At 68.4% G+C, this 23,063-nt stretch carries 23 protein-coding genes; 12 read left to right on the forward strand and 11 right to left on the reverse strand.

From position 1 onward, the window contains the following. Nucleotides 1-308: 308 nt before the first annotated feature. Entirely contained in the window at nt 309-1,250 is a 942-nt protein-coding gene (locus GON06_RS03510) for a capsular polysaccharide synthesis protein (protein ID WP_157310926.1), read from the reverse strand. Between the two features lie 162 nt (nt 1,251-1,412). On the opposite strand from GON06_RS03510, the gene GON06_RS03515 reads away from it, so the two are divergent. The 6 genes from GON06_RS03515 (at nt 1,413) to GON06_RS03540 (ending at nt 4,764) form a co-directional block, all read left to right on the forward strand. Further along, nucleotides 1,413-1,844, forward strand: coding sequence for a VanZ family protein (locus GON06_RS03515; protein ID WP_157310927.1), 432 nt, complete (start codon nt 1,413-1,415; stop codon nt 1,842-1,844). 9 nt (nt 1,845-1,853) lie between these two features. After that, nucleotides 1,854-2,315 carry an ASCH domain-containing protein gene (locus tag GON06_RS03520; RefSeq protein WP_332837134.1) on the forward strand — a complete coding sequence of 154 codons (462 nt, stop codon included), beginning with the start codon at nt 1,854-1,856 and terminating at the stop codon, nt 2,313-2,315. 70 nt (nt 2,316-2,385) lie between these two features. Further along, nucleotides 2,386-2,760 carry an SHOCT domain-containing protein gene (locus GON06_RS03525; RefSeq protein WP_157310928.1) on the forward strand — a complete coding sequence of 125 codons (375 nt, stop codon included), beginning with the start codon at nt 2,386-2,388 and terminating at the stop codon, nt 2,758-2,760. Between the two features lie 98 nt (nt 2,761-2,858). Continuing rightward, nucleotides 2,859-3,257, forward strand: coding sequence for a GntR family transcriptional regulator (locus GON06_RS03530; protein WP_157310929.1), 399 nt, complete (start codon nt 2,859-2,861; stop codon nt 3,255-3,257). Continuing rightward, the gene (locus tag GON06_RS03535) at nt 3,254-3,949 is read left to right on the forward strand and encodes an ABC transporter ATP-binding protein (RefSeq protein ID WP_157310930.1); all 696 of its coding nucleotides are present in this window, start codon (nt 3,254-3,256) and stop codon (nt 3,947-3,949) included. Before GON06_RS03530 ends, GON06_RS03535 begins: the two co-directional genes overlap by 4 nt. Next, nucleotides 3,946-4,764, forward strand: coding sequence for a hypothetical protein (locus GON06_RS03540; RefSeq protein WP_157310931.1), 819 nt, complete (start codon nt 3,946-3,948; stop codon nt 4,762-4,764). Before GON06_RS03535 ends, GON06_RS03540 begins: the two co-directional genes overlap by 4 nt. Before the next feature lie 31 nt (nt 4,765-4,795). Here the strand turns inward: GON06_RS03540 and GON06_RS03545 are convergent, their stop codons facing one another. Continuing rightward, a complete protein-coding gene (locus tag GON06_RS03545; RefSeq protein WP_332837135.1) occupies nt 4,796-6,352 on the reverse strand; it encodes an SLC13 family permease in 1,557 nt (518 codons plus the stop codon). Nucleotides 6,353-6,924: 572 nt separating this feature from the next. Between GON06_RS03545 and GON06_RS03550 the strand changes: the two genes are divergently transcribed. Beyond that, entirely contained in the window at nt 6,925-7,131 is a 207-nt protein-coding gene (locus GON06_RS03550; RefSeq protein WP_157310932.1) for a cold-shock protein, read from the forward strand. Between the two features lie 69 nt (nt 7,132-7,200). Here GON06_RS03550 and GON06_RS03555 read toward each other — a convergent pair whose 3' ends face one another. From GON06_RS03555 to GON06_RS03570, 4 genes are all read right to left on the reverse strand, one after another. Next, on the reverse strand, nt 7,201-8,523 hold the full coding sequence (locus GON06_RS03555; RefSeq protein ID WP_157310933.1) for a hypothetical protein: 1,323 nt from the start codon (nt 8,521-8,523) through the stop codon (nt 7,201-7,203). A 47-nt stretch (nt 8,524-8,570) separates the two neighbouring features. Next, nucleotides 8,571-8,960 carry a hypothetical protein gene (locus tag GON06_RS03560; protein WP_157310934.1) on the reverse strand — a complete coding sequence of 130 codons (390 nt, stop codon included), beginning with the start codon at nt 8,958-8,960 and terminating at the stop codon, nt 8,571-8,573. A gap of 87 nt (nt 8,961-9,047) precedes the next feature. After that, nucleotides 9,048-9,761 (reverse strand): HAD hydrolase-like protein, encoded by a 714-nt coding sequence (locus tag GON06_RS03565; RefSeq protein WP_157310935.1) that lies wholly within the window; start codon nt 9,759-9,761, stop codon nt 9,048-9,050. A gap of 19 nt (nt 9,762-9,780) precedes the next feature. Then, complete coding sequence (locus tag GON06_RS03570; protein WP_157310936.1) at nt 9,781-10,761, reverse strand: DUF389 domain-containing protein; 981 nt, start codon at nt 10,759-10,761, stop codon at nt 9,781-9,783. A 142-nt stretch (nt 10,762-10,903) separates the two neighbouring features. Between GON06_RS03570 and GON06_RS03575 the strand changes: the two genes are divergently transcribed. Then, nucleotides 10,904-12,067: an AI-2E family transporter gene (locus GON06_RS03575; protein WP_157310937.1), complete on the forward strand. Its 1,164-nt coding sequence runs from the start codon at nt 10,904-10,906 to the stop codon at nt 12,065-12,067. On the opposite strand, the gene nucS is transcribed toward GON06_RS03575, so the two are convergent. Genes nucS through GON06_RS03590 form a run of 3 tightly spaced genes read right to left on the reverse strand, consistent with a single transcriptional unit; the run spans nt 12,064 to nt 15,171 of the window. Beyond that, nucleotides 12,064-12,759, reverse strand: coding sequence for an endonuclease NucS (gene nucS, locus GON06_RS03580; protein ID WP_332837136.1), 696 nt, complete (start codon nt 12,757-12,759; stop codon nt 12,064-12,066). The two genes, GON06_RS03575 and nucS, sit on opposite strands and share 4 nt — an antisense overlap. 23 nt (nt 12,760-12,782) lie before the next feature. Beyond that, a complete protein-coding gene (locus GON06_RS03585) occupies nt 12,783-14,129 on the reverse strand; it encodes a serine hydrolase domain-containing protein (RefSeq protein WP_157310938.1) in 1,347 nt (448 codons plus the stop codon). A 13-nt stretch (nt 14,130-14,142) separates the two neighbouring features. Continuing rightward, on the reverse strand, nt 14,143-15,171 hold the full coding sequence (locus GON06_RS03590) for a LacI family DNA-binding transcriptional regulator (RefSeq protein ID WP_157310939.1): 1,029 nt from the start codon (nt 15,169-15,171) through the stop codon (nt 14,143-14,145). A gap of 237 nt (nt 15,172-15,408) precedes the next feature. On the opposite strand from GON06_RS03590, the gene GON06_RS03595 reads away from it, so the two are divergent. The 3 genes from GON06_RS03595 to GON06_RS03605 all read left to right on the forward strand — a co-directional run bounded on the left by GON06_RS03595 (nt 15,409) and on the right by GON06_RS03605 (nt 19,039). Continuing rightward, nucleotides 15,409-16,380, forward strand: a complete 972-nt coding sequence (locus GON06_RS03595; protein ID WP_198346589.1) for an ABC transporter permease — start codon at nt 15,409-15,411, stop codon at nt 16,378-16,380. Further along, nucleotides 16,374-17,327: a carbohydrate ABC transporter permease gene (locus GON06_RS03600; RefSeq protein ID WP_157310941.1), complete on the forward strand. Its 954-nt coding sequence runs from the start codon at nt 16,374-16,376 to the stop codon at nt 17,325-17,327. Before GON06_RS03595 ends, GON06_RS03600 begins: the two co-directional genes overlap by 7 nt. Before the next feature lie 62 nt (nt 17,328-17,389). Beyond that, a complete protein-coding gene (locus GON06_RS03605; protein ID WP_157310942.1) occupies nt 17,390-19,039 on the forward strand; it encodes an ABC transporter substrate-binding protein in 1,650 nt (549 codons plus the stop codon). A 42-nt stretch (nt 19,040-19,081) separates the two neighbouring features. Here GON06_RS03605 and GON06_RS03610 read toward each other — a convergent pair whose 3' ends face one another. Further along, the gene (locus GON06_RS03610) at nt 19,082-20,314 is read right to left on the reverse strand and encodes an MFS transporter (RefSeq protein WP_157310943.1); all 1,233 of its coding nucleotides are present in this window, start codon (nt 20,312-20,314) and stop codon (nt 19,082-19,084) included. Between the two features lie 59 nt (nt 20,315-20,373). On the opposite strand from GON06_RS03610, the gene GON06_RS03615 reads away from it, so the two are divergent. After that, on the forward strand, nt 20,374-21,432 hold the full coding sequence (locus GON06_RS03615; RefSeq protein ID WP_157310944.1) for a LacI family DNA-binding transcriptional regulator: 1,059 nt from the start codon (nt 20,374-20,376) through the stop codon (nt 21,430-21,432). A 68-nt stretch (nt 21,433-21,500) separates the two neighbouring features. Here the strand turns inward: GON06_RS03615 and GON06_RS03620 are convergent, their stop codons facing one another. Continuing rightward, nucleotides 21,501-22,988 carry a hypothetical protein gene (locus tag GON06_RS03620; RefSeq protein WP_332837137.1) on the reverse strand — a complete coding sequence of 496 codons (1,488 nt, stop codon included), beginning with the start codon at nt 22,986-22,988 and terminating at the stop codon, nt 21,501-21,503. Nucleotides 22,989-23,063 lie beyond the last annotated feature (75 nt).

Consider the following 23,063-nt stretch of genomic DNA (forward strand, 5'->3'; position numbering starts at 1 on the left):
CGATCGCTACTCGAGGCCGGCGGCTTCAGACCAGTCCTACACGCTCAAATGCGATGAGCCGTATTGGCCTCAGATTCCTCGTCATCGGCAGTTGGGAAACTCGAGTTGGTAGTCGGGGAAATACAAGTGGAGCGCTGGGGAATGTCCACCGCGATCGCGCGGCCGAGGCCTAGAACCTTTGGGGCTGCACGAGAAAGCTAAACACACCACAGAACGGCGAGAGCCCCGGGTCAATGACTCGGGGCTCTCGCCGTTTCAGCGTACGAGCGACGGCACCCTGACGATCAAGGCCCCACGACGTCCGAGGCTCACCCCAGATAGTCCCGCGTGAGGTGCTCCAGGACGGATCCCTCCGGAACAGTGTCGTACTTGTAGCTCAGCTTCTGCAGCGGGGCGATGCTCACGATCGTCTCCAGCGTCTGCGGCCGCCACGGCTGCATCATCTCCAGCTGCAGCAGGTGCGCGTCGGCGGCGGACAGGAACGGTGTGGCGCTCCACTGTCCGCGCAGCTCGGGTACCAGGGCCTGGAGCACCTCGAACACGCGGTGATAGAGGAAGTACTCCGGCAGGTCGTCGTTCTCGTCCCACCAGGTCTCCAGCGCCATGCGCTGCATCGCGATCAGCGGCGAACCGGGATGCGAGGCGATGAACCAGTTCGCGATGGCCCGCCTCGTCCAGCGCGGGAAGACCGTGCCGCTCCGCAGGTACTTCCCCTCCAGCTCCTCGTCGAGGCTGCGTCCGACCCAGGCGGTGGCATCGACCCAGATCCCTCCGTGCACCTCCAGCAGCCTGGTCCGGATGTAGTCGGAGAAGTGCGCGGGGCGCTCCTTCTCCAGCAGCTGCTCGACGCGTTGCGGAACGGTGATGAGCTCCCTGACCGATGCGCCATCGAGAACCCGCAGTGCGGGATAGACGGTGCGCAGCTGTGCGATGCAGGCCTGCACGAGGGGCGGCGCGGTGTGGACCGGCTTGTCCCAGTAGGTGAAGACGCGATCGGAGGGCGCCGGAAGGTTGCGGTAGCGGTGATCCTCTCTCGCACGCCAGCTCGCCCAGGCTGGGGGATCCTGCGGCAGGCCGGCGGCGACGCGGAGCGAGGCGAGCCGAGGCCTGAGCAGGTCGATGAGCCGGTCGTAGGTCTTCAACGCGGCGACAGGGTCGATGGTGTCGACGAACCGTCCAGCGCGCTGCCACTGCGCCTCCAGACCGGTGAGGATACTCTCCGGCGTGACTTCGCTCGCGTGTTCGGACATACCCGGTCCCTCAGTCGGCCTGCGCGACGGGCGCGACCGTCTCGCGGTGCTGTGCGGCCGAGGCTCCGTCGTTCGGTCTGAGCCTAGTGCTGTCGGACACCGGTGCCACCGGAGCTCGAAACGCATACGCCCACGCAACATCCGATCGGCTGGAGTGGATGCATGAGCACATCCCTCGGACCGCGCATCCTCGTCGCGCTCGCGGCGGTCGTCGCGGTCCTCGCACTCACCTTCTCGCCGCGATGGATCGTGGCGCCGGCACGAGGAGTCTTCATGCAGCTCGCACACGTCTGGGCAGGGCCGGTCATCGAGCCGATGACCTTCCTGCAGGTGGAGAGCACGCTCAATGCCCTGCTTTTCGTACCTCTCGGCGCCGCACTCGCGCTGCTTCTGAGCAGGCGCTGGTGGATCCTCGCACCGCTGATCGCGTTCGCGATCTCGTTCGGCGTGGAGACGATCCAGAACCGCATCCCCGGACGAGTGCCCGACATCGACGACGTCCTCTGGAACACCGTCGGAGCGTTCGTCGGCGCGGCACTGGCCGGCCTCATCCGTCTCGTCGGCGATGCAATGCGGCATGCCAGGCATCCGTAGAGTCGTCCTGTGCCTGAGAACCCCGAGATCGACGCGTACTGGCGCGCTGTGCGCGCCGCTCACCCCGAACTGCCGGATGCCGCACCCGAGGCGTGGGGTTTCGGCGCCACCCCCGAGCACGCCGACAGCCTGCTCGAACTCGTGCTCGCCGGCGTGAAGACCGGCACCGCCTCATCCCTCTGGGACTACGAGGCGACCGGCGATCCGCTCCCGCAGGAGGGCGAGTGCAGCATCATCCTGGACGGCGCCGGCACTCCGCGGGCGGTCATCCAGACCACGTCCGTCCGGATCGTCCCGTTCGATCAGGTGGGCGCAGACCACGCGCGCGCCGAGGGCGAGGGCGACCGCACCCTGCAGGCCTGGCGCGACATCCATGAGCAGTACTGGCGCGAGAACTCCGAGAACCCGCGCGGCTACGAGCCCGACATGCCCGTCGTCTGCGAGATCTTCCGAGTGGTGCACCCGAGCTGAACTACCCCACATCGCAGCCCGGAACCACTAACGTTCGAGACAACGGGTTCCACCGACGAAAGGGATCGACATGAACTTCTGGGACTGGCTCTGGATCTTCTTCGAGATGTTCATCTTCATCGCGCTGCTGATGGTGCTGTTCACCATCTTCAGCGACCTGTTCCGCGACCGTGAACTCAACGGCTGGTGGAAGGCGGTGTGGATCATCTTCCTGATCTTCGTGCCGTGGCTCACCGCGCTGGTCTACCTGATCGCCCGCGGCAAGGGCATGGCCGAGCGCAGCGCTGCGCAGGCACGACAGGCGCAGCAGGCCACCGACGCGTACATCCGTCAGGCGGCAGGCAAGAGCGCCGCGGATGAGATCGCGGATGCGGCGAAGCTGCTCGCCGCGGGCACCATCACCACCGAGGAGTACGAGCAGCTGAAGGCCAAGGCTCTCGCCTGACGACCTGCGACCTGCCGCCGACCGGGCATCCGGCGGCGGCAGGTCTTTTCATGTCCAGCTGTTTGCATCTGTATTAGTGTTGTAATACAGTAAGACACATGCAGATCGACGAGTCCCGTCCGATATGGGCACAGCTGGTCGACGAGTTCCGCCGGCGCATCGCCGCGGGCGAATGGATGCCCGGGGCCAAGGTGCCGTCGGTGCGGGAACTCGCCCTCGAGCTCGGTGTCAATCCCAACACCGTGCAGAAGGCGCTCGGCGAGGTGGACCGCCTCGGGCTGACCACCACAGAGCGCACCGCCGGCCGCTTCGTCACCCGTGACGAGCATGCGGTCGCGGACGGACGCGCCGCGCTCGCCGCCTCCACCGCCGACGGCTTCGTCGCCGCGGCACGCGGCATCGGGATGACCCTCGCCGAGGCATCCGATCTGCTCGCCCTGCGCTGGACGCAGAGCGAGGCAGACACCCACGACATCAACGGAAAGGACGCCCGATGAACGCGATCGAGATCACGGGCCTGACCAAGGCCTATCGCGGACGCCCCGCACTGCAGGACCTCTCGCTCTCCCTCGCGCCCGGCCAGATCGTCGGCCTGATGGGAGACAACGGCTCTGGCAAGACCACCCTGCTGAAGATCCTCGCCGGCGTGCTCGCCGAGTGGCAGGGCGAGGTACGCGTGGCCGGACATATTCCCGGACCGGAATCCAAGGCGCTGGTGTCGTTCCTGCCGGATGCCTCGTTCCTGCCGGACACGCACAAGCCGGCCGACTCGATCGCGCAGTTCGCCCGGTTCTTCGCCGACTTCGACGAGGCTAAGGCCCGGCAGATGGTCGACTTCTTCGGCCTGCCGTGGGATCGCACGCTCAAGGAGATGTCGAAGGGCATGCGCGAGAAGCTGCAGATCTCGCTGGCGATGTCGCGCCGCGCGAAGGTCTACCTGCTCGACGAACCGATCTCCGGTGTCGACCCGGCCTCCCGCGACGTGATCCTGCGCGGCATCCTGTCGAACTTCGATGAGGACGCCCTCATGCTCATCTCCACCCATCTGATCCAGGACGTCGAGCAGATCGTCGACTCGGTCCTCTTCCTGCGCGGGGGTGCCGTGCTGCTGCAGGGCGGCGCCGACGAGCTGCGCGCCGAGCACGGCGTCAGCCTCGACGCCCTCTTCCGAAAGGTGTACGCATCATGATCGGCACGCTGTTCGCCCAGGAGTTCCGGGCCACGAAGAAGAGCCTGGTCGCCGCCACCGGCACGGTCGTGCTCGTGGCCGCCGTCTCGCTGGTCTTCGCCGCCCTGAACGTCCCCGTGCTCGGCTCACTCGGCCTGTTCCTCGGGATCGCCGGCTTCATCGTGCTGGTGCCCGTCATCCTCTGCCTGCTGGCGGAGAGCTACTGGCGCACGATGTACGGGCGTGAGGGGTACTTCACGATGGTCATCCCGGTGCGCGGCCGCACGCTGTTCACCGCGAAGCTGGTCTACGGGCTGCTCATCTCGGTGGTCGCGATGATCGTCACGGCGGTCGGCCTGCTGGGCGCCGCCTTCGCCTTCGCCCTGTCGCTGCACAAGGATCCGTGGACGTTCATCGGCGACGGCCTCGCCGACATCCAGCCGTGGATGGTGTGGCTCGGAGTGTCCACCACCGTCCTGCAGGTCGCCTACCTCGTCGTCGCCGGCTCGGCTCTGATGACCATCGGCGCCGAGGGCCGCTTCAACCACCTCGGCTTCGGCGCGCCGGTCATCGGCGCGGTGGCGCTGTACCTCGTCATGCAGGTGGTCACGTTCATCGGCATCCTGTTCATCCCGCTCGGCATCCGCCTGACCGGACCGGATGCCGGCGAGCTGGTGCCCCAGGGCATGCTCGACGGCGTGATGGCCGCCATCGCCGATCCCGCCAGCCAGCCGGATGTGCTGGGTCTCGGCTTCGTCTTCACGACCATCGCCACGATGGTGCTGCTGGCCTGGTGGGGCGGGCGGTCGGTCGAGCGGCACACGTCCCTGCGCTGAGCGCGTTCTGAGCCGGCCCTGCGGGGCCGGCTCAGAACGGCCAGATCAGGGGCACCACGAAGATCGCGACGACGGCGAACAGCAGCAGGCACGGCAGGCCGAGCCGCCAGTAGTCGCCGAACCGGTAGCCGCCGGGTTCCTGCACCATCAGGTTGCCCGGCGTCGCGACGGGGGTGAGGAAGGATGCCGCACCCGCGACCGTGATCGCCATCATCATCGGCAGCGGGGACACCTGCGCCGACTCCGCGACGGCGATCGCGATCGGCGCGACGATCAGCACCGTGGCGAGGTTGCTGATGAACTGACCGAGCACCATCACCACCACCACGATGCCGGCGAGCAGCACCGTCGGTGAGCCCTGTCCGAACCATGACAGCAGCGTGTCCGAGATCAGATCCGCGGCGCCGCTGGTCTGGATCGCGGTGGACAGCGGGATCATCCCGGCCACGACCACCAGCGTGGTGAGCGAGATCGAGCGCTGCGCCTGCCCGACCGTGATCACCCGCAGGCCGATCAGCAGCGCGCCGGCGCCCATCACGGCGATCGCGGGCGGCACCAGGCCGGTGGCCAGCAGCACGCACATCGCGGCCAGGATCGACACCGCAACGGTCGCCCGCGGGTTCCACGCGACCGTGCTGCGGCGCAGCCGGTCGGGGTCCTCCACGCTGACGACGCCGCGCTGCGTCGCGCCGCGGCCGAGTTCGTCCCACGCGCCGCGCACCACCAGCACGTCACCCGCCCGCAGATCGGTCGCCTCGACGTGCGATCCGCCGCGCTGCACCGCCTCGATCATGAGGTTCGCCGACTCCATCCGCATGCCGGGGAAGACGTGGTCGCCGATGAACGGCGACCGCGGCGGGATCACGATCTCGGCGAGCCCGTACTCCGCGCCCGCGACGGCCACCTTCGGGTCCAGCCCGTACTGCGTGGCGATCGTCGCCGCGTAGTCGCTGAGATCCGACGGCGCGTTCGCGGGGGTCCGGTGCGGCAGCAGCCTGGGGCCGAGCAGCGCGCAGATGATGATCACGCCGACCAGCAGCGGCACGCCGACGACGGCGAACTCGAAGAAGCCGAAAGCCCGGTCGCCGGCGTTCACCGACAGCTCGGAGACCAGCACGTTGATCGGCGTGCCCAGCATGGTCAGCAGCGACCCGGCGTGCGCGGCGAACGCGACCGTCATCAGCATCTGCGACGGCGGCTGCTTGATCCGCGCGGCGAGGGCGACGGCGACCGGCACCAGTGCGGCCACCGCGCCGTTCACGCTGATCAGCGCCGTCAGCAGCGCCGACAGCAGCATCAGGGCGATGAGCACCGCCGACTTCCGGTCGCCGACCCGCTTCGTCAGCTGCTGCCCCGCCCACGCCGTCACCCCGGTGGCCTCGAGCGATTCGCTCACCACGAACAGCCCGGCCAGGTACACCACGATCGGGTCGCCGAACCCGGCGATCGTCTGCTCGAAGGTCACCACCCCGGTCGCGTACAGTGCGAGGGCGACCAGCAGGGCCACGAGCGGCGCCGGCAGGCGGTTCGAGATGAAGACGACGATCGCCGCGCCCAGCACGACGAAGGTGGTGATCAGCGGGTCCACGAGGCCACAGTACCGCTCGCCGCCGCCGCGGCCGGAGACATCGAAGGCCGGGAGATCTCTCCCGGCCTTCGTTGTGTCTGCGGTCGTGTCGGGTCCCTCCCCCGGCTTCTTCCGCCTCCCGGATTCCTCTGTGCTTCGTCGCCTTCCCCAGAAGACGTCTTCCCATCTCCCCAGAAGATGGGCTTGTTCCCCAGAAACAAGAGCGGGAATCCCCTACGATCTGCTCTGCGCCCCAGTCCCCACTGGACCAGCCGAGAAGGTCGTTACTCAATGATGCCACCGATCTTCCGATTTTGTCCCCCTTTTGGGGGACAAAAGTCCCCCAAAAGGGGGACAAAGGCTGTACGCTGTATCTGACGCACCCTCCGGTCGTCTTCGGCCCTCATCGCTCCCCCCGCGATGAGGGCCATCACTTTCTGCGGCAGCACGCGGGCCCCGCGGCCGTCAAGACCCCGGATGCAACATTTTCGTCACCTTCGACAAGGGGATGTCCACTGATACCCTGCCTCGGCTAGCGTTAGCTTCAGTCGGTGCAGCCCGCGTCGGCTTCGTAACAAGCAGAACGGCAGTACATGAGCACCCAGGGCACAGTCAAATGGTTCAACTCGGAGAAGGGCTTCGGCTTCATCTCCCCTGATGAGGGTGGCGCCGACGTGTTCGCGCACTACTCCGCAATCGAGTCTTCCGGCTACCGCACTCTTGAGGAGAACCAGCGCGTCGAGTTCGACATCGCGCAGGGTCCCAAGGGCCTGCAGGCGGAGAACATCCGCGCCATCTGAGGCGGAAGCGAAGAACCCCGCCGGCAGCTGTTCGCAGCGCGGCGGGGTTCTTGCGTATTCGGGTGCGGATCAGGCGGATGCCTTCTCGGACTTCCGGCTGGAGCGACGGCTGTTCTCGGCGACCTGCTCGACCGCGGCGGCTGCGGCGTCGGCGGCCTCCTCAGCGGCACGCGCCGCGAGGAACAGGCCCTCACGGTTGAGGTGGCGCGAGTACCGGGCGTCGAGGTACAGCACCGGCACGTCGCCGGCAGCGCGGATCAGCTCGGGGTAGAGCTCGTCCTTGATGGGGCCGGAGCCGCCGCCGTAGACGTACACGACCTCGGTGGACTCACCCGACTGGCTGAGCGTCTCGCTGAACGAGCGGCGGATCTGCTCTACGAGGTGCTTCACGTCGGGCTCGACCAGGGTCTGTGCGCGCTGGTGGCGGTTGCGCTGCAGCACCGAGGGCGTCGACTGCAGGAAGTCGGCGAGCTGCTTGCGGCTGGTGAAGCGCAGGTCGGCCTCGTCCTGACGGTCGAGCGCGTTCTCCAGGATCGTGCCGTAGCCCATGTCGAGGGTCGACGCGGCCTCGGCGTTGAAGCGCCCGTTCGTGAACACCGGGAAGTTCACGGTGCCCTCGCCCACGTCGATGCCGATGGTGTTCTGCGCGGCGACCAGGTCGGCACCGGTGACACCGGGGAGCATGTCCGCCTCGCGCGAGCGCAGGTCGGTGAGCAGCGCGTCTGCCAGGGGCTCGCCCTTGTCCGAGATCGCGTACTGCGCCGAGGCGCCCTCGGCGACCACCTGCACGTCGACGAACTCGAGGCGGATGCTGACCGGGGTGTTGAAGTTCTTGATCGTGACGAGGTGCACGGCCGAGCCCTTCGAGCCGATGAACTCGCCGGCGTAGCCGTAGCGGCGGGCGACGAACTCGCTGATCGGCAGGGCGAGACCGGTGCGCACCTTCACACGCAGCTCGTGGTCGGGCAGCGCGTCGTGCTCGCGCACGTAGTCGCGCAGCGCCTTCGCCGCGTACACGCCCAGCACGAGGATCTTGCTCAGCTGCTGGTCGGCCTTGCTGGCGTGTCCGTCGTGCACCTCGAACTCGCTGAACACCGAGCCGCGCACGCTGAGCGCGGAGCGGCCGAAGATGCGGCGGTCGCTGTCCGAGACCAGCGGCGACGAGAACGATGCGTCGAGGCGGTTGTAGAAGTCCTCCTCGGCGTCGTTCATGGTCTGCGCGGCCTCGGCATCCTCGAGAGGCACCTTCGGCGACTGCCGCGGGGTGGCCACGATCGCGCTCGGCAGGTCGATGCGATCCCGCAGACCGGTGTCCGTGTTGAGGATCATGCCCTTGACGTAGCCGTTGCCGACGTCGATGCCGCCGGTGAGGTTGATGATGTCCGAACTCATGGGGGAGACCTTTCGTTCCGAGTGTCGGGGTGAGATGGGGGAAGTGGTTACAGGCCGAGGAGATCGTCGATGGTCGCCGACGCGGCGTCCGCCTTGGGGGCGGGGGCCTTCTGCGCGGGGGCCTTCGGCGCCGGGGCATCCGGCTCCGGAGCCTCCGGCTCGTCGACATCCGGTGCGGATGCCGCAGCCGCGGGCGCGGCGACGGCAGTGGGTGCCGGCTCGTCGGCGGGGAAGATCTCCGCGACGTAGACCGGCTCCGACGGCGGCCTGACGGGGCGGTTCGCCACGTCGACGAAGCCCTCGCGGGCGATCGCCTCGCGCACCAGGCGGCGGAACGAGTCGGAGGCGGAGTACTGCAGATCGAGCCATTCGATCACGCTGGTGTCGGCGACGGGGACGGTGATCTGCACCTTCCGAGTGGATGGCACTTCAGCCACTGCTGCTCCTTCGTCTCTGACAGCGCTCCGGATCGCACGACAAAACGGCGACACGCCCTAGATCACGGTACAGTACCCTGCTGTCCGTCAGCCGATCAGAGCCTGTCTCAGCTCGGTCGTGCTCCCGACCTGCAGGATCGAACCCTCCGACTCCCCCGGCTCGCCGAAGCCCCATTCCGCGAAGATCACCGGGATGCCGTGCTGTCCGGCTCCTTCGATGTCGTGCACCCGGTCACCAATCAGCACGGGGCGCGACACGTCCGCCCCCGCGGCCTCGAGCAGCGTCAGCGCGCGCCCGATCACGGTCGCCTTGTCCTCGTTCCCGCCGGTCCGGGGATCGGGCAGCGAGCCGGCGACGGTCGTGAGCAGACCGGTCAGCTCGTAGTGGTCCAGGATCGCGAGCACCTGGTTCTCGGGCTTCGAGCTGGCCGTGGACTGCGGGATGCCGGCATCCCGCACGGCGCGCAGCACGTCCGCGACCCCGGGATAGATCGCGACAGATGCCGCATACCCGTCGCGTGCGGCGAGCTCGCGGTAGCGCGCGACGGCCTCGAGCGACTGCTCGACGCTCATGCCCGAGCGCTGGAAGGACTCGTACATGGGCGGTCCGATCCAGCGCGAGAGCTCCTCGGCGGCCGGCGGCTGCATGTCGTACGAGGTGAAGACCTCGCGCAGACGCGGAAGGATGCCGGCGGACGCGTCGGCGATCACGCCGTCGACGTCCCAGAGGATGCAGGTGAAGGGTCGGTGGGTCGCTGAGCTTGTCGGGTGGGTCGCTGAGCTTGTCGAAGCGTCGGGCATGCCTCCAGACTATGGGCGCTCAGTCGGAGGGCTCGTCGCCGAGATTCACGCGATACGCGGGAATGAACTCCACGGCGACGTCGGCGGTATCCACGCCGGCCTCCAGCAGGGTCTGCGTGAGTTCGTCAGTGCCGGGCAGCGGCGGCGCGCCGGTCAGCGTCAGCTCGGCACGCCCGCCGCTGACGGTGAGGGCGTCGATCTGCCATCCGGCCTGGTCCGCCCACGGCTCGGCGGCCGCGCGCACCCGCGACTCGAGCACCGCGTCCGTCGTGAACCGCACCGAGGTGCTGGCGAGGGGGATCGCGATGATCGCCAGAGACACGATGATCGAGATCAGTGCGCGGTACGGGCGTGCTGGTGTCGCGGCATCCTCCGCGGCGATCCCCTCCCACTTCGCGCGCAGGGGAGCGAGGACGACGATGCCGGAGCCGAGGATCGCGGCGACGTTCGTCGCGAACAGCAGCAGCGCTCCCCCGGCCTCGTTCCAGGCCCCGGATTCCATCGTGAGCCCGACCACGCAGAGCGGCGGCACCAGCGAGATGGCGATCGCGACGCCCGGCAGCGTGTCCGAGATGTCCTTGCGGACCAGGGCGACCGCACCGACGACTCCGGTGGCCAGCGCGGCGAGCAGGTCGATGAGATGCGGCGAGATGCGTCCGGCGACCTGGGAGTTCGTCTGCGCGATGATCGGCGACTGCACGAACAGGCCGACCAGGTAGCCGATCGCGATCGCGCACAGCGCGCCGGTGATGACCAGGATCCAGCAGCGGACGAGATTGCGCCGGCTGCCCAGCACCGTCGCCAGGACGATGCCGAGGATGGGGGTCATCAGCGGCGCGACGATCATCGCGCCGATCACCGTGGCCGTCGAGTCCCCGACGACGCCGGCGCTGGCGATGATGCTCGCCAGCACGAGCAGCATCCAGAACCGGGAGTCGCGATGCCGGGCATCCGGTCCTTCGAAGAACACGGATTCGCGCATGGCGGCGAGAGTGTTCATGGCCCCTCCTGCGGGTGACAGGAGGCGCGGTCCGCCTCCGGGTGGCGGAATCCTGACACTCGGAGGTCTCCGTGCGCAAGCAGGTCATCCCCGCCGGGCGAGTCCCGTGACGCGGCCGCGCAGGCCGGGATACTGTGCGGGAGTGAGCAGTGCACAGGGCGACCAGGAGCAGACCGCCGTCGGGGCGGACATCGGCGACGAGACGCCCGCGCAGCGAGCGTCGAGATCGTCGCGTCCGCGGCGCATCCTGCCCGCCGCGCCGCTGCGCTCCGGCTTCCTGGTGTCGATCGGCGTTCTGCTGGCGATCGCCCTCGCCCTGGTCTTCGTCTCGCTGTCCTCGGTGCTGATGTCGCTGTTCCTCGCGCTGTTCATCGCGCTGGGCCTCGATCCGGCCGTGCGGCAGCTGCAGCGCACAGGCATGAAGCGGCCGTGGGCGATCACGACCGTCGCCGTCGTGGTGCTCGCGCTCGCCGTGGTGATCGTGCTGGTGCTCGTCCCGAACATGGTGAAGCAGTTCGTGCACATCATCGAGAGCGCGCCGGAGTGGTACGCCCATGCGCAGACCACGGACTGGTTCCAGAACATCGAATCCGCGCTGGGGGTCGACCTCGACGCGGTGATCGCGCAGGGCGTGGCATCGATCACGAGCATCTCGTCGTTCCTGGCGATCTCGGGCGGTGTGCTCAAGGCCGCAGGAGGCATCGTCGCCGGCATCTCCAGCACGGTCCTGGTGGTCGTGCTGACGCTCTACTTCATCGCCTCGCTCGAGACCATGAAGCGGGCGCTGGCCACGCTGGTGCCGCAGTACCGGCGCAAGACCTTCTCCGACCTGACCGACCAGATCACGGCATCCGTGGGCGGCTTCGTGGCCGGCGGCGTCACCCTCTCGGCGATCAACGCCGCCGTCGTGCTGGTGCTGCAGCTCGCGATCGGCTCGAACATCGCGCTGCTGCTCGCCATCGGCGCGTTCTTCATCACGCTGGTGCCGATGATCGGCTCGATGATCTACCTCGTGGTCGGCACGGTCGCCGCACTGTTCGTCGGGCCGTGGCAAGCGGTCATCTTCCTGGTCGGCTACCTGGTGTACATCCAGATCGAGGCCTACTACGTCACCCCGCGCGTGATGGGCAAGGCCGTCGCGGTGCCCGGCATCCTCGTGATCATCGGCGCGATGACGGGAGCTGCCCTGATGGGGCTGCTCGGCGCGCTGGTCGCAATCCCGATCACGGCCTCGGTGCTGATCATCATCCGTCAGGTGACGATCCCCGCGCAGGACGCGAAGACGATCGCACCGGACGTCGGTTAGAACAGGCGCGGAGCGCCCGACTCGATGCCCTTCATGTCCTCGTAGTCGAGGACGAGGCAGCGGATGCCGCGGTCCTCGGCGAGCACCCGGGCCTGGGGCTTGATCTCCTGCGCGGCGAAAACGCCGGTGACGGGCGCGAGGTGCGGGTCGCGCCCCAGCAGCTCGAGGTACCTGGTGAGCTGCTCGACGCCGTCGATGTCACCGCGGCGCTTCACCTCGACCGCGATGGCCGCTCCCCCGGCATCCCGCACCATGAGATCCACCGGGCCGATCGCCGTCGGGAACTCGCGGCGCACCAGCGTCGCGCCCTCGCTGATCAGGTCGACCTGCTCGGCCAGCAGGCGCTGCAGGTCGGCCTCGACGCCGTCCTTCTGCAGGCCGGGGTCGATGCCGAGGTCGTGGTTCGAGTCGTGCAGGATCTCGTAGATCTGCACGCGCAGCGCATCACCGGTCTTCTTGTGGGTGACGCGCCAGACCTCCACGACGCCCGCTGATGCCTCTTCCTCACCGGGATTCTCCGTGGTGAGCGAGCACGGCGGGCTCATCCAGTTCAGCGGCTTGTAGCTGCCGCCGTCGGAGTGCACGAGCAGGCTGCCGTCGCCCTTGTGCATCAGCACACGGGTGGCCGGGGGCAGATGGGCGTTGAGGCGGCCGGAGTAGTCGACGGCACAGCGGGCGATGACGAGACGCACCCGAAGAGCCTACCCGTGGGCGATCAGGGACGCGTGAAGGGCTCGGGCACGACGAGCGTGCCGAGTGACGGATGCCACAGCGGTGTCGTGTGCCAGACCACGGACAGGGCGCCGGACTCGCGGCGGACGATCACGCGATGCGGCGAGGTCGGGACGACCAGGTGCACCAGCACTTCGTCGCCTTCGCGCTCGCCGCGGGCCGCCACGGCCAGCGACTGCTCGCCGGCGCCGAGCACGGCGTGCGACCACTCCTGCTGCGGCACGGTGACGTCGCCGAGCGGCGTCGTGAGCAGCCAGCCGCCGTCGGCGACGTCGACCAGCCGCCAGGAGTCCGCGTCGGGCATCGGGTCGGTCGGCTGCAGTGTGTGCCGGGAAGACCATGAGTCCAGCGCCGTACGCTCGGCGAGGCGGGCGGAATCCGCGTCGGAGCGCGCGACCTCTCCGTCCTGGAACGCCTCGACCAGCCGCCAGAAGGCGTTCAGCGTCTCGTGCGCGATCGTCGTGGCGCCCTGATAGGCGATCACGATGCCGGTCTCGGGCATGACGAGCACGAACTGGCCGTAGGCGCCGTCCAGACGGAACCCGTGCCGGCTGCGCCAGACCTGGAAGCCGTAACCGCGGGCCCAGTCCCCGTCCGCATCGCCGTCCTCGTCACGATTGTCGGACCAGGGCTGCGCCATCGCCTCGACGAAGGCCTCGGGGATGACCTGACGACCCTCGAACCGTCCGCCGGCGGCGAGCATGATCCCGGTCCTGGTCAGGTCGTCGATGTCGAGGTGCAGACCGGAGAATCCCTGGTCGATCCCGTCCAGAGGAATCCACCAGCGCTGCCCGATGCCCAGCGGGTCGAGCACCCGCTCGCGGAGCAGGGCGGTCAGCGACTGCCCGCTGACGGCCTGGACGATCGCGGACAGCGCGTAGCTTGCCGGCGAGTTGTACGCGAACGAGCTGCCCGGCGGCGCCGCCGGAGGCGTCGTGAGCAGGCCGGGCACAGAGAACGGCAGGCTCAGCGTCTGCTCCCGGCTGTGCCCCGTGTTCATGGTGAGCAGGTGCCGCACGGTGATCCCGCTCGGATTCTCCCCGCCCAGGTAGTGCTCCACGGGGAGGTCGAGGTCGAGAGCGCCGTCGGCCTCGAGCAATCCGATCGCGAACGCGGTGAAGGTCTTCGACACCGAGTACACCAGGGCAGGCTGCGCGGCCGACCACGGCGCCCAGGACGTGCGGAACAGCACCTGACCGTCGCGGACGACGACAAGGGCGTGCGGGTCGAGTCCGCCCTGCTCGAGTTCGTCGATCAGTCGGATCAGTGCGGCGGAGGGCAGGCCGGCGAGCTCGGGCGCGCAGGCGGGAAGCAGATCGGTCGTGAGCATTGTGACGCTCCTGTCAGATGGCCGCGGGGGCGGCGGTGGATTCGCGGACGACGAGCTCGGTCATCAGGTCCATCCGCATCGAGGTCGGCGGCTGGCCGTCCGCCGAGGCGATCAGCATCTGCGCCGCGAGGCCGCCCATCTCCCGCAGCGGCTGATTCACCGTTGTGAGCGGCGGGTTCAGCCATTCCGTGATCGGCAGGTTGTCGTAGCCGACGAGGGACAGGTCGTCGGGGACCCGCAGCCCGCATTCCCGGGCCGCCCTGGCGATGCCGAAGGCGATGTAGTCGGAGCCGGCGAAGATCGCGGTGGGACGATCGGGGCGGGAGAGCAGATCGAGAGCGTGCTGGTAGCCGGATGCCGCGTTGAACGCGCCCCAGCGCACCAGCGCGGGGTCCCAGGGGACACCGGCCGAATCGTGCGCGCTGCGGAACCCGTCCACGCGGGCGCGCGAGCACAGCACGTCGGCGGGACCCATCACCACCGCGATCCTGGTGTGCCCGAGGGCGAGCAGATGCTGGGTGGCGATGAGGCCGCCGTTCCAGTTGTTCGAGCCGACGGTCGGCACGTCGGTGGGCGGCTTGCCCTGCGTGTCGAGCACGACGAACGGGATCGAACGCGAGCTGAGCTGATGCCGCTGCGTCGGGTCGAGGTCGGAGAGCACCAGCAGGACGCCGAGCGGACGCCGCGCCATCACATCGTCGATCCACTCCTGGTTGGGTCGGTGCGAGCCACCCAGCTCGGACAGCACGACGCCGATGCGCGCCGGCCCCGCGATGCGCTCCACTCCGGAGATGATCTCCAGCGCCCACAGGTTGTCGGACTCGTGGAACACCACCTCGAGCAGCCGCGGTCCGGCGCTGCGCGTGCCGTCTGGTCGCACCGCGACGGGCTTGCGGTACTCATGCGCCGAGAGCGCGGCCTCGATGCGCAGCCGCGTCGCCTCCGCGACGTCGGCCCGCCCGTTCAGCACCTTCGACACCGTCGGTGCCGACACCCCTACCTCCGCCGCGATCTCCGCGATCGTGGAACGCCCCTTGGCCATGATTCCCCCTCGAAACTATCGATCAGCGTAGTCGGGATGCAGGGGTGTTGTCACCCGCGAACCATGAATCCGCGCCGAGGCATTGACGAAGTGTCCGCGGAATGCATAGTGTTGCCGCCAGCAACATATCGGAACAGATTCCGAAAGTTTCGAGATACGTAACCCGCACAACGAAGTGAGATCATGCTCGATTCCTCCCCGCCGCGCACCGCGCTGCCTGCCGGTCCGGATCCCCGGATGAGCGATACCAGAGCGCTCGTCACCGTACCGGCTCCGCGCGGCCGCCGCCGGGCGCCGCGTACCGGGAAACAGACCTGGCGGCGCGCACTCACACGCGACTGGCGCCTCTACACGTTCCTGATCCTCCCGCTGCTGTTCCTGCTGATCTTCCGGTACATCCCCATGCTGGGCAATGTGATCGCCTTCCGCCGGTTCCGGCCGGGCGGATCGATCTTCGGTGATGAATGGGTCGGCTTCTACTACTTCGAGGCGTTCATACACAACGCGCAGTTCTGGCAGGTGTTCTGGAACACCGTCATCCTCGGCACGTTCACCCTGGTCATCTGCTTCCCGCTGCCGATCATCCTCGCCCTCATGCTCAACGAGCTGCGGTCGCGGCGATTCAAACGCGTCGTGCAGACCATCTCGTACCTGCCGCATTTCATGTCGGTGGTCATCGTCGCCGGTCTCGTGCTGCAGCTGACCTCGCTCACCGGCACGATCAACCAGATCGTCGAGGCGTTCGGCGCCGATCCGATCCCGTTCATGCAGCAGCCGCAGTGGTTCCGCAGCATCTACGTCTCATCCGAGGCGTGGCAGACGGTCGGCTGGGGGACGATCCTCTACCTCGCCGCACTGACCACGATCGACGACCAGCTCTACGAAGCGGCACGCATCGACGGCGCGAACCGCTGGCAGCAGACCTGGCACATCACGCTGCCGGGCATCCGGCCCACCATGGTGGTCCTGCTCATCCTGAACATCGGCTCGTTCATGGCCGTCGGATTCGAGAAGGTCCTGCTGCTGCAGAATCCGCTCATCTACCCCACCGCCGACGTGATCTCGACCTACCTGTACCGCGTCGGCATCCAGTCCGCCCAGTTCTCCTACGCCACCGCGATCGGTCTGTTCGAAGCCCTCATCGGCCTCACGCTCGTGCTCGGCGCCAACTACATCTCCCGTCGATTGGTGGGTACCTCGCTATGGTGACCGCAGCCACGTCCGAAGCCGACGTCCTGTCCTCCGAGCCGGATCTGTCCCATGTGCGCGCCGAGAACGGCGTGATCAAGGAGTCGGTCGGATACCGCATCTTCCAGGTGGCGAACGTGGTCGCGCTGCTGCTCATCTGCGCGGTCACCCTCTATCCGTTCATCAACCTCGTCGCCAAGGCCTTCTCGTCGGAGGGGTACATCGCGGCTGGCGAGGTCAACCTGATCCCGCGCGGGTTCAACATCGAGACGTTCAAGGCCGTGCTCGGCGACGGTCTGTTCTGGACCAACTACGGCAACACGATCATCTACACGGTGGTGGCGACCGCGATCTCGATGTTCCTCACCACCACGTACGCCTACGCGATCAGCCGGCAGAACCTCAAGGGCCGCACCTTCTTCATCGGCGTGGCCGTGTTCACCATGTTCTTCAGTGGCGGGCTGATCCCGAACTACATCCTCGTGGCGAGCTGGCTCGGCTGGCGCAACAGCATCTGGGCCGTGGTCGTGCCCGGCGCGCTGAGCGTGTTCAACCTGCTGGTGATGAAGTCGTTCTTCGAGAACTTCCCGGCCGAGCTGGAAGAGGCGGCGGCGATCGACGGCATGTCCACGTACGGCGTGTTCTTCCGCATCGTCCTCCCGCTGTCGAAGGCGGTGCTCGCGACGATGACGCTGTTCTACGCCGTCGGCATGTGGAACTCCTGGTTCGGCGCGTTCCTGTACCTCGACGACAAGAACCTGTTCCCCGTGACCGTCTACCTGCGCAACCTGATCGCGAGCGCGACCGGCACGACCGACCTCGCCGGGACGGCCGCGGAGACCACGCAGGTCGCCGCCAACATCCAGTCGGTGACCATGCTGCTCACGGTGCTGCCGATCGTCTGCCTCTACCCCTTCATCCAGCGGTACTTCGTATCCGGCGTGATGCTCGGCTCCGTCAAGGGCTGACCGCCGCCTCCCCCCTGCACGTCGAACGACGACGTTCATCACGAATCACAGGAAGAGAGAACATGTCCCAGAACCGTATCCGCCTGGTGTCGCTGGCGGGTCTCGCGGTGGCCGCCATCGCGCTCACGGCATGCACCAGCAGCGCCACGCCCGACGACGCGGGCAGCGACAAGGTCACCATCGACAAGGCGCACTCCGTCGGAGCGATGAAGGACTTCGCGGCCGGAACCAGTTTCAAGGCCACCGAGCCCGTGAAGTTCGACCTGATGTACCGCGACATGACCGCCTATCCGGTCAAGAACGACTGGTCGGTCTTCACGCACCTCGACGAGGATCGCAACGTCACCTTCAACCGCACCGACATCCCCGCCGCCGACCTCGATCAGAAGAAGTCGCTGCTCATCGGGAGCGGAGAGGCCGGCGACATCATCTCGGTGACCTATCCCGGTGCCGAGACGCAGTTCGTCTCCGGCGGGGCCCTGCTTCCGGTGTCGGACTACTTCGACTACCTTCCCAACTTCGAGCAGAAGGTCAAGGACTGGGATCTGCAGGACGAGATCGACGCCCGCAAGCAGGAGAACGGGAAGGTCTATCTGCTGCCCGGTCTGCGCGAGAAGCCCGATGTGCAGTACAGCGTGCTCATCCGCGAGGACCTCTGGGAGAAGGCCGGCATCACCGACGACCCGAAGACGTGGGACGACTTCGCCGACCAGCTGAAGAAGGTGAAGGACGCCAACCCGTCGCTGGCATACCCGATGTCCGATCGGTGGACCGATTCCGACCCGCTCGGATCGTTCCTCAACGTGATGGCGCCGAACTACGGCACGGCCGCGGGGTGGGGCTACGCGAACACCTACTACGACCAGGACGCCGGCAAGTACGTCTTCACGGGCACCACGGACGAGTACAAGCAGGTGGTGACCTACGCCTCCGATCTGATCTCCGAGGGACTGCTCGATCCGGAGATCACGCAGAGCGACGACCAGGCCGCCGAGAAGTTCACCTCGGGCAAGTCGGCTGCGATCTCGGGCAACACGCAGTCGCTCGAGGAGTACCGCAAGAAGCTCGCGGACGCCGGCATGGACGGCAAGCTGCGGCTCATCGACATCCCCGGCGGGCCGGCGGGGTCGAACCTGCCCGGCGGACGCCTCGGCCCCGGCATCATGATCGGCGCGGATGCCGCGGACAAGCCGTACTTCAAGGCGATGCTGCAGTTCATCGACTGGCTGTACTACTCGGATGAGGGCATCGAGTTCGCCCAGTGGGGCGTCGAGGCCGAGACCTTCACCCGTGACGGCGACACCCGCGTGCTGAACGACGATCTCGGATGGGGGCCGATCAACCCCACCTCCGAGAAGAAGCTCAACGCCGACTACGGCTACAGCAACGGCGTGTTCCTGATGGCGAACGGCTCTTCGGCCGAGCTGACGCAGTCGATGATGACCCCCGAGATCGCCGACTGGACAGCCGCGCAGCTCAAGGAGAAGACGGTGCTGCCGATCGCTCCGCCGGCTCAGCTCGACGAGATGGAGCTGGAGCAGACCTCGCTTCTCGACACGTCGCTGAAGGATGCCGTCAAGTCGGCGACGGCGGCGTTCATCACGGGTCAGCGCTCGCTCGACGACTGGGACGCGTACGTCTCTGAGATCAAGGGCCTCGGCTCCGATCAGCTGATCGACACGATCAACAGCGCGCTCGCGAAGTCGGAGTGAACCCGCGGGTGGCCGGGAGCCTCGGGCTCCCGGCCACTTCGTCTACCGCCGTGCGGCGGTGGCGGTCATCTCGTCCTCGCGGAGCGGGCGGGCCGCTCCGGAGAACAGGCCGGAGAGCACGGCGAGCACCACGAGCACGTAGAGCGTGTTCAGCAGGCCGACGTGGTTGGCGATGAACCCGAGCACCGGAGGGCCGCCGAGGAAGGCGATGTACCCGATGGTCGCCGCCGCACTCACGCGGGCGGCCGCCTTCGCGGGGTCGTCGGCCGCCGCGGACATCCCGAGCGGGAAGCCGAGCGAGGCGCCGATCCCCCACAGCGCGGCCGCGACGAACACCAGCGGGGTGTTCGGGGCGAGGATGAAGAGCAGGATGCCGCCGGCGGCGGTGACCGCGAGCACGCGCAGGACGACCACGCGGCCGAAGCGGTCGACCAGCGGGCCGCCGAACACGCGCACGACGGTCATCGCGACCGAGAACACCGCGAGGGCCGCCGCACCCGCGGCAGGACCGGCACCGTGGTCCTCGGCCGTGCCGAGCGCCAGCCAGTCGTTCGCCCCGCCCTCGGCGAAGGACATGCCGAGCATGACGACGCCGAGCGCGTAGGTGCGCGGCTCGCGCCAGGCGGACAGCGCGACGTGCATCCGCTCGCGCCAGTGCGGCTTCTCCTGCGGCTCCGGGTCGAGCGCGGCGTCGCGGTTCGGGACGTTGAGGTAGCAGACCACCGCGGCGACGACGATGACCGCGCCCATCGTGACCCCGTGCGAGGCGACATCGGCGCCGATGCTGACGGCCAATGCGCCGGCGCCGGCGCCGAGCACGGTGCCGAGGCTGAAGAACGCGTGGAACACCGGCAGGACCGTCCTGCCCATCTGCTGCTCGATCGCCGTCGCCTCGACGTTCATCATGACGTCGAGGTTGCCGTTGCCGTAGCCGAACATCGCGAGGCCGGCGATGACCATCGGCACGGAGCCGAAGACATTCGTGCCGAGGCCGATGAGGGCGACGCCGACGCCGAAGATCAGCATCATCACCAGCATACCCCGGCGTGCTCCGGTGCGCGCCATCATCGCGGGGCTCGTGGAGATGCCGATGATCGAGGCGATGCCGGCGGCCAGCAGCAGCAGACCGACCTGCGCCTTGTCGATGTCGAGCGCGATCTTGATGTCGGGCACGCGGGACGCCCAGGTCGCGATCGACAGGCCGCTGGCGAGGAAGATGGCGAAGATCGCGGCGCGCCAGCGCACGAACTGCGAGCGAGTGAGGGCGGAGTCCATGTCCCCCATCGTATCGAATCGATTCGAAGCAACGGAACCACCGGGTTATGCTCGGAGGCATGAACGACCGCCGTCCCACCCTCGCCGACGTGGCGCACGCCGCCGGGGTGTCGACGTCCACGGCGTCCGTGGTGTTCAGCGGAAAGGTCAACGTGGCCGAGGCGACCCGCGAGAAGGTGCTCGCCGCGGCATCCGAACTCGGCTACACCGGTCCCGATCCGCGGGCCGCGTCGCTGCGCCTCGGCCGCAGCGGGATCGTCGCGGTCGTGCTCGGCGGGCACCTGCGGCACGCCTTCCTCGACCCGGTGACGACGGCGATGATGGACGGTCTGACCGACGCGCTGGCCGAGGCCAGCGCTGGTCTGCTGCTGCTGCGCGACGACCCGCAGAGCGAGAGTGCGCACCCCGTCACCGAGGCCCCGGTGGACGCCGTCGTGCTGATCGGATGCTCGGCGCGCTCGCGCGAGGCGCTCGAGATCGTGCGCGGGCGGGGGCTGCCGGTCGTCGTGATCGAGGGCGATGCAGGGGAGGGGATTCCCCAGGTCACGCTGGACAACCGCGAGGCGTCGGCGGAGGTCGCCCGGCATGTATTCCAGCTGGGGCATAGGGATGTCGCGCTGGTGACGCTGGGATTGGACGCCGAACGTCGACGCGGGGTCGTCACCCCGGAGCACATCGCGGCGGCGACCGTCGACGTGACGCTCGATCGGCTCGCAGGTGCGCGCGAGGTGTTCCCGGATGCTCCGGCGATCAGCGCGGCCGGCAGCCTGATCGATGAGGGGATGATCGCGGGACGGGCGCTGCTCACGGACCCGGCGCACCGGCCCACCGCCGTGCTGGCCCAGAGCGACCTGCTGGCGGTCGGCGTGATCCGCGCGGCCGAGGAACTGGGGCTGCGCGTGCCGGAGGACGTCAGCGTGGCCGGGTTCGACGGCATCGCCGTGGACGGACTCGGCGACTACCGCCTGACGACCGCGGTGCAGCCGGCCGTGCGCAAGGGCCGTGCCGCCGGCGAGCAGATCGTGCGCATGCTCGACGGCGAGCCGGGGGAGACGGTGCACCTCACCTGCCGCTTCCGCGCCGGGTCGACGACCGCGGCTCCGCCCGCCCGCCCCTGACTCGGGAGTGTCCCTGTTTGCCGCATCCGGCGCGCTGATGCGGCATATTGCGACATTCCTCAGAGGGGTCAGGAGCGCTGCGGGCCGAGGGGCAGCGGATGCCGGGCGAAGTCGAGGATCGTGTACCGGCCGCAGGGCACGACGGCGTCGGGCACGACGCCGGGCGGGGGCAGCTCCCATGCCTGGCTCTGGGCGTCCTCGACCAGGAACGTGACCGCCGAGACCTCGAAGTCGGTGCGATTCACCAGCCAGGCGTAGCCGCGCAGCGTGTGGTCGACCTGCACCAACCGCGCCGGATCCTTCAGATGCAGCTTGGGCAGCCGCACCGTCCAGAACTGCCCGGCGCCGGTGCGACCCGACTGATCGACCCAGTCCGTCACACAGCGCAGATCGCGGTCGTCCGCATTCGCCGCCGACGCCAGCCGCGGCGTCGAGACGACGGCGAGGACGAGCAGAACCACGGCGGATGCGGCGATCGCGATGCGGGCGGCGATCCGCGGCATCCGGATGCTGCGGGGGAGGGCGACCAGGGAGAGCACCGGCGCGAACGCGATCGGCTGCAGGTACCGGGCCGCGTGCGTGCCGAGCGCGACCGCTCCGATGACGACGAGCACGGGGATCAGCCAGCCCGCCGTGCCGACGATGCGGGCCCCGCCGCTGCAACGCAGCGTACGACGCACGCAGAACGCCAGAAGTCCCACGAAGATGAGCGCCGCCGCGACGCCACCGGGGGCGGTGAGTCGCTCGCCTGCGAGCCTCGCGTAGTACTGCAGCGACTGCATCCACTCAGGCGGCTGGGCGTATCCGGCGCCGGTGTTGGCGATCCATTCCGAGAACGGAATGCGTGCCAGGAAGCCGGCCACGGTCCCCGCGACGAGCGCGAGGAGCGGCACGAGCGCGCGTTCCCGCCGGCGCAGTGCGCCCAAGCCGAGTAGCAGCCCGAGCGGTGCCGTCGCCCATGCCGCGAACAGCGGATTCGACAGGGTCGAGACCGCGGCCACGAGACCGAGGAGGTACGGGATGCCCGCCCAGCCTCCATCGACGTGACGACGGATCAGCCCGACGGCGACGACCACGGCGATCACGGTCGCGGAGTAGTAGGTGGTGATCAGCAGCAGGGACGCCGGTTCCAGCGCATCGCGCGAGGGCGACGTCTCGAGCGACGCGAGGAGGCAGAAGGCCGCGAACGCGAAGAGCGTCCACACCACGGGCGAGCGTCCTTCGCCTCGGCGCCCGGCTGCCAGGCGCAGAGCGCCGTAGAGCGCCGCCAGATTCACGACGGCGTTCACCGCGAACAGCGCGTCGGGGCTGAGCCAGGGGAGGGCCAGGCCGAGCAGCGCGAAGCATGCCGACTCCGGCATGAACAGAACGCTGGAGAACGCCCAGTCCTGCGGCTGCCCTTCCAGCACCGAACGGGCGAACAGCGCGACGACCAGGGAGTCGCCGTCGCGGAACAGCAGTTCCGACCGGGCGGATGCGGCCATCTCAGCCGCGACGAACACCGCCATACCCAGTGCGGCAGCCCATCCCGCCGCTTCACGCCATCCCCCGCGCACCTGACCACTCTCGCACGACCCGGCCGGTCGGTACACTGGGAAAGTACAGCCCGCCTAGGCCGGAAGGCCCGACGA

Source organism: Microbacterium sp. MAH-37 (assembly GCF_009758255.1).
Classification (GTDB): domain Bacteria; phylum Actinomycetota; class Actinomycetes; order Actinomycetales; family Microbacteriaceae; genus Microbacterium.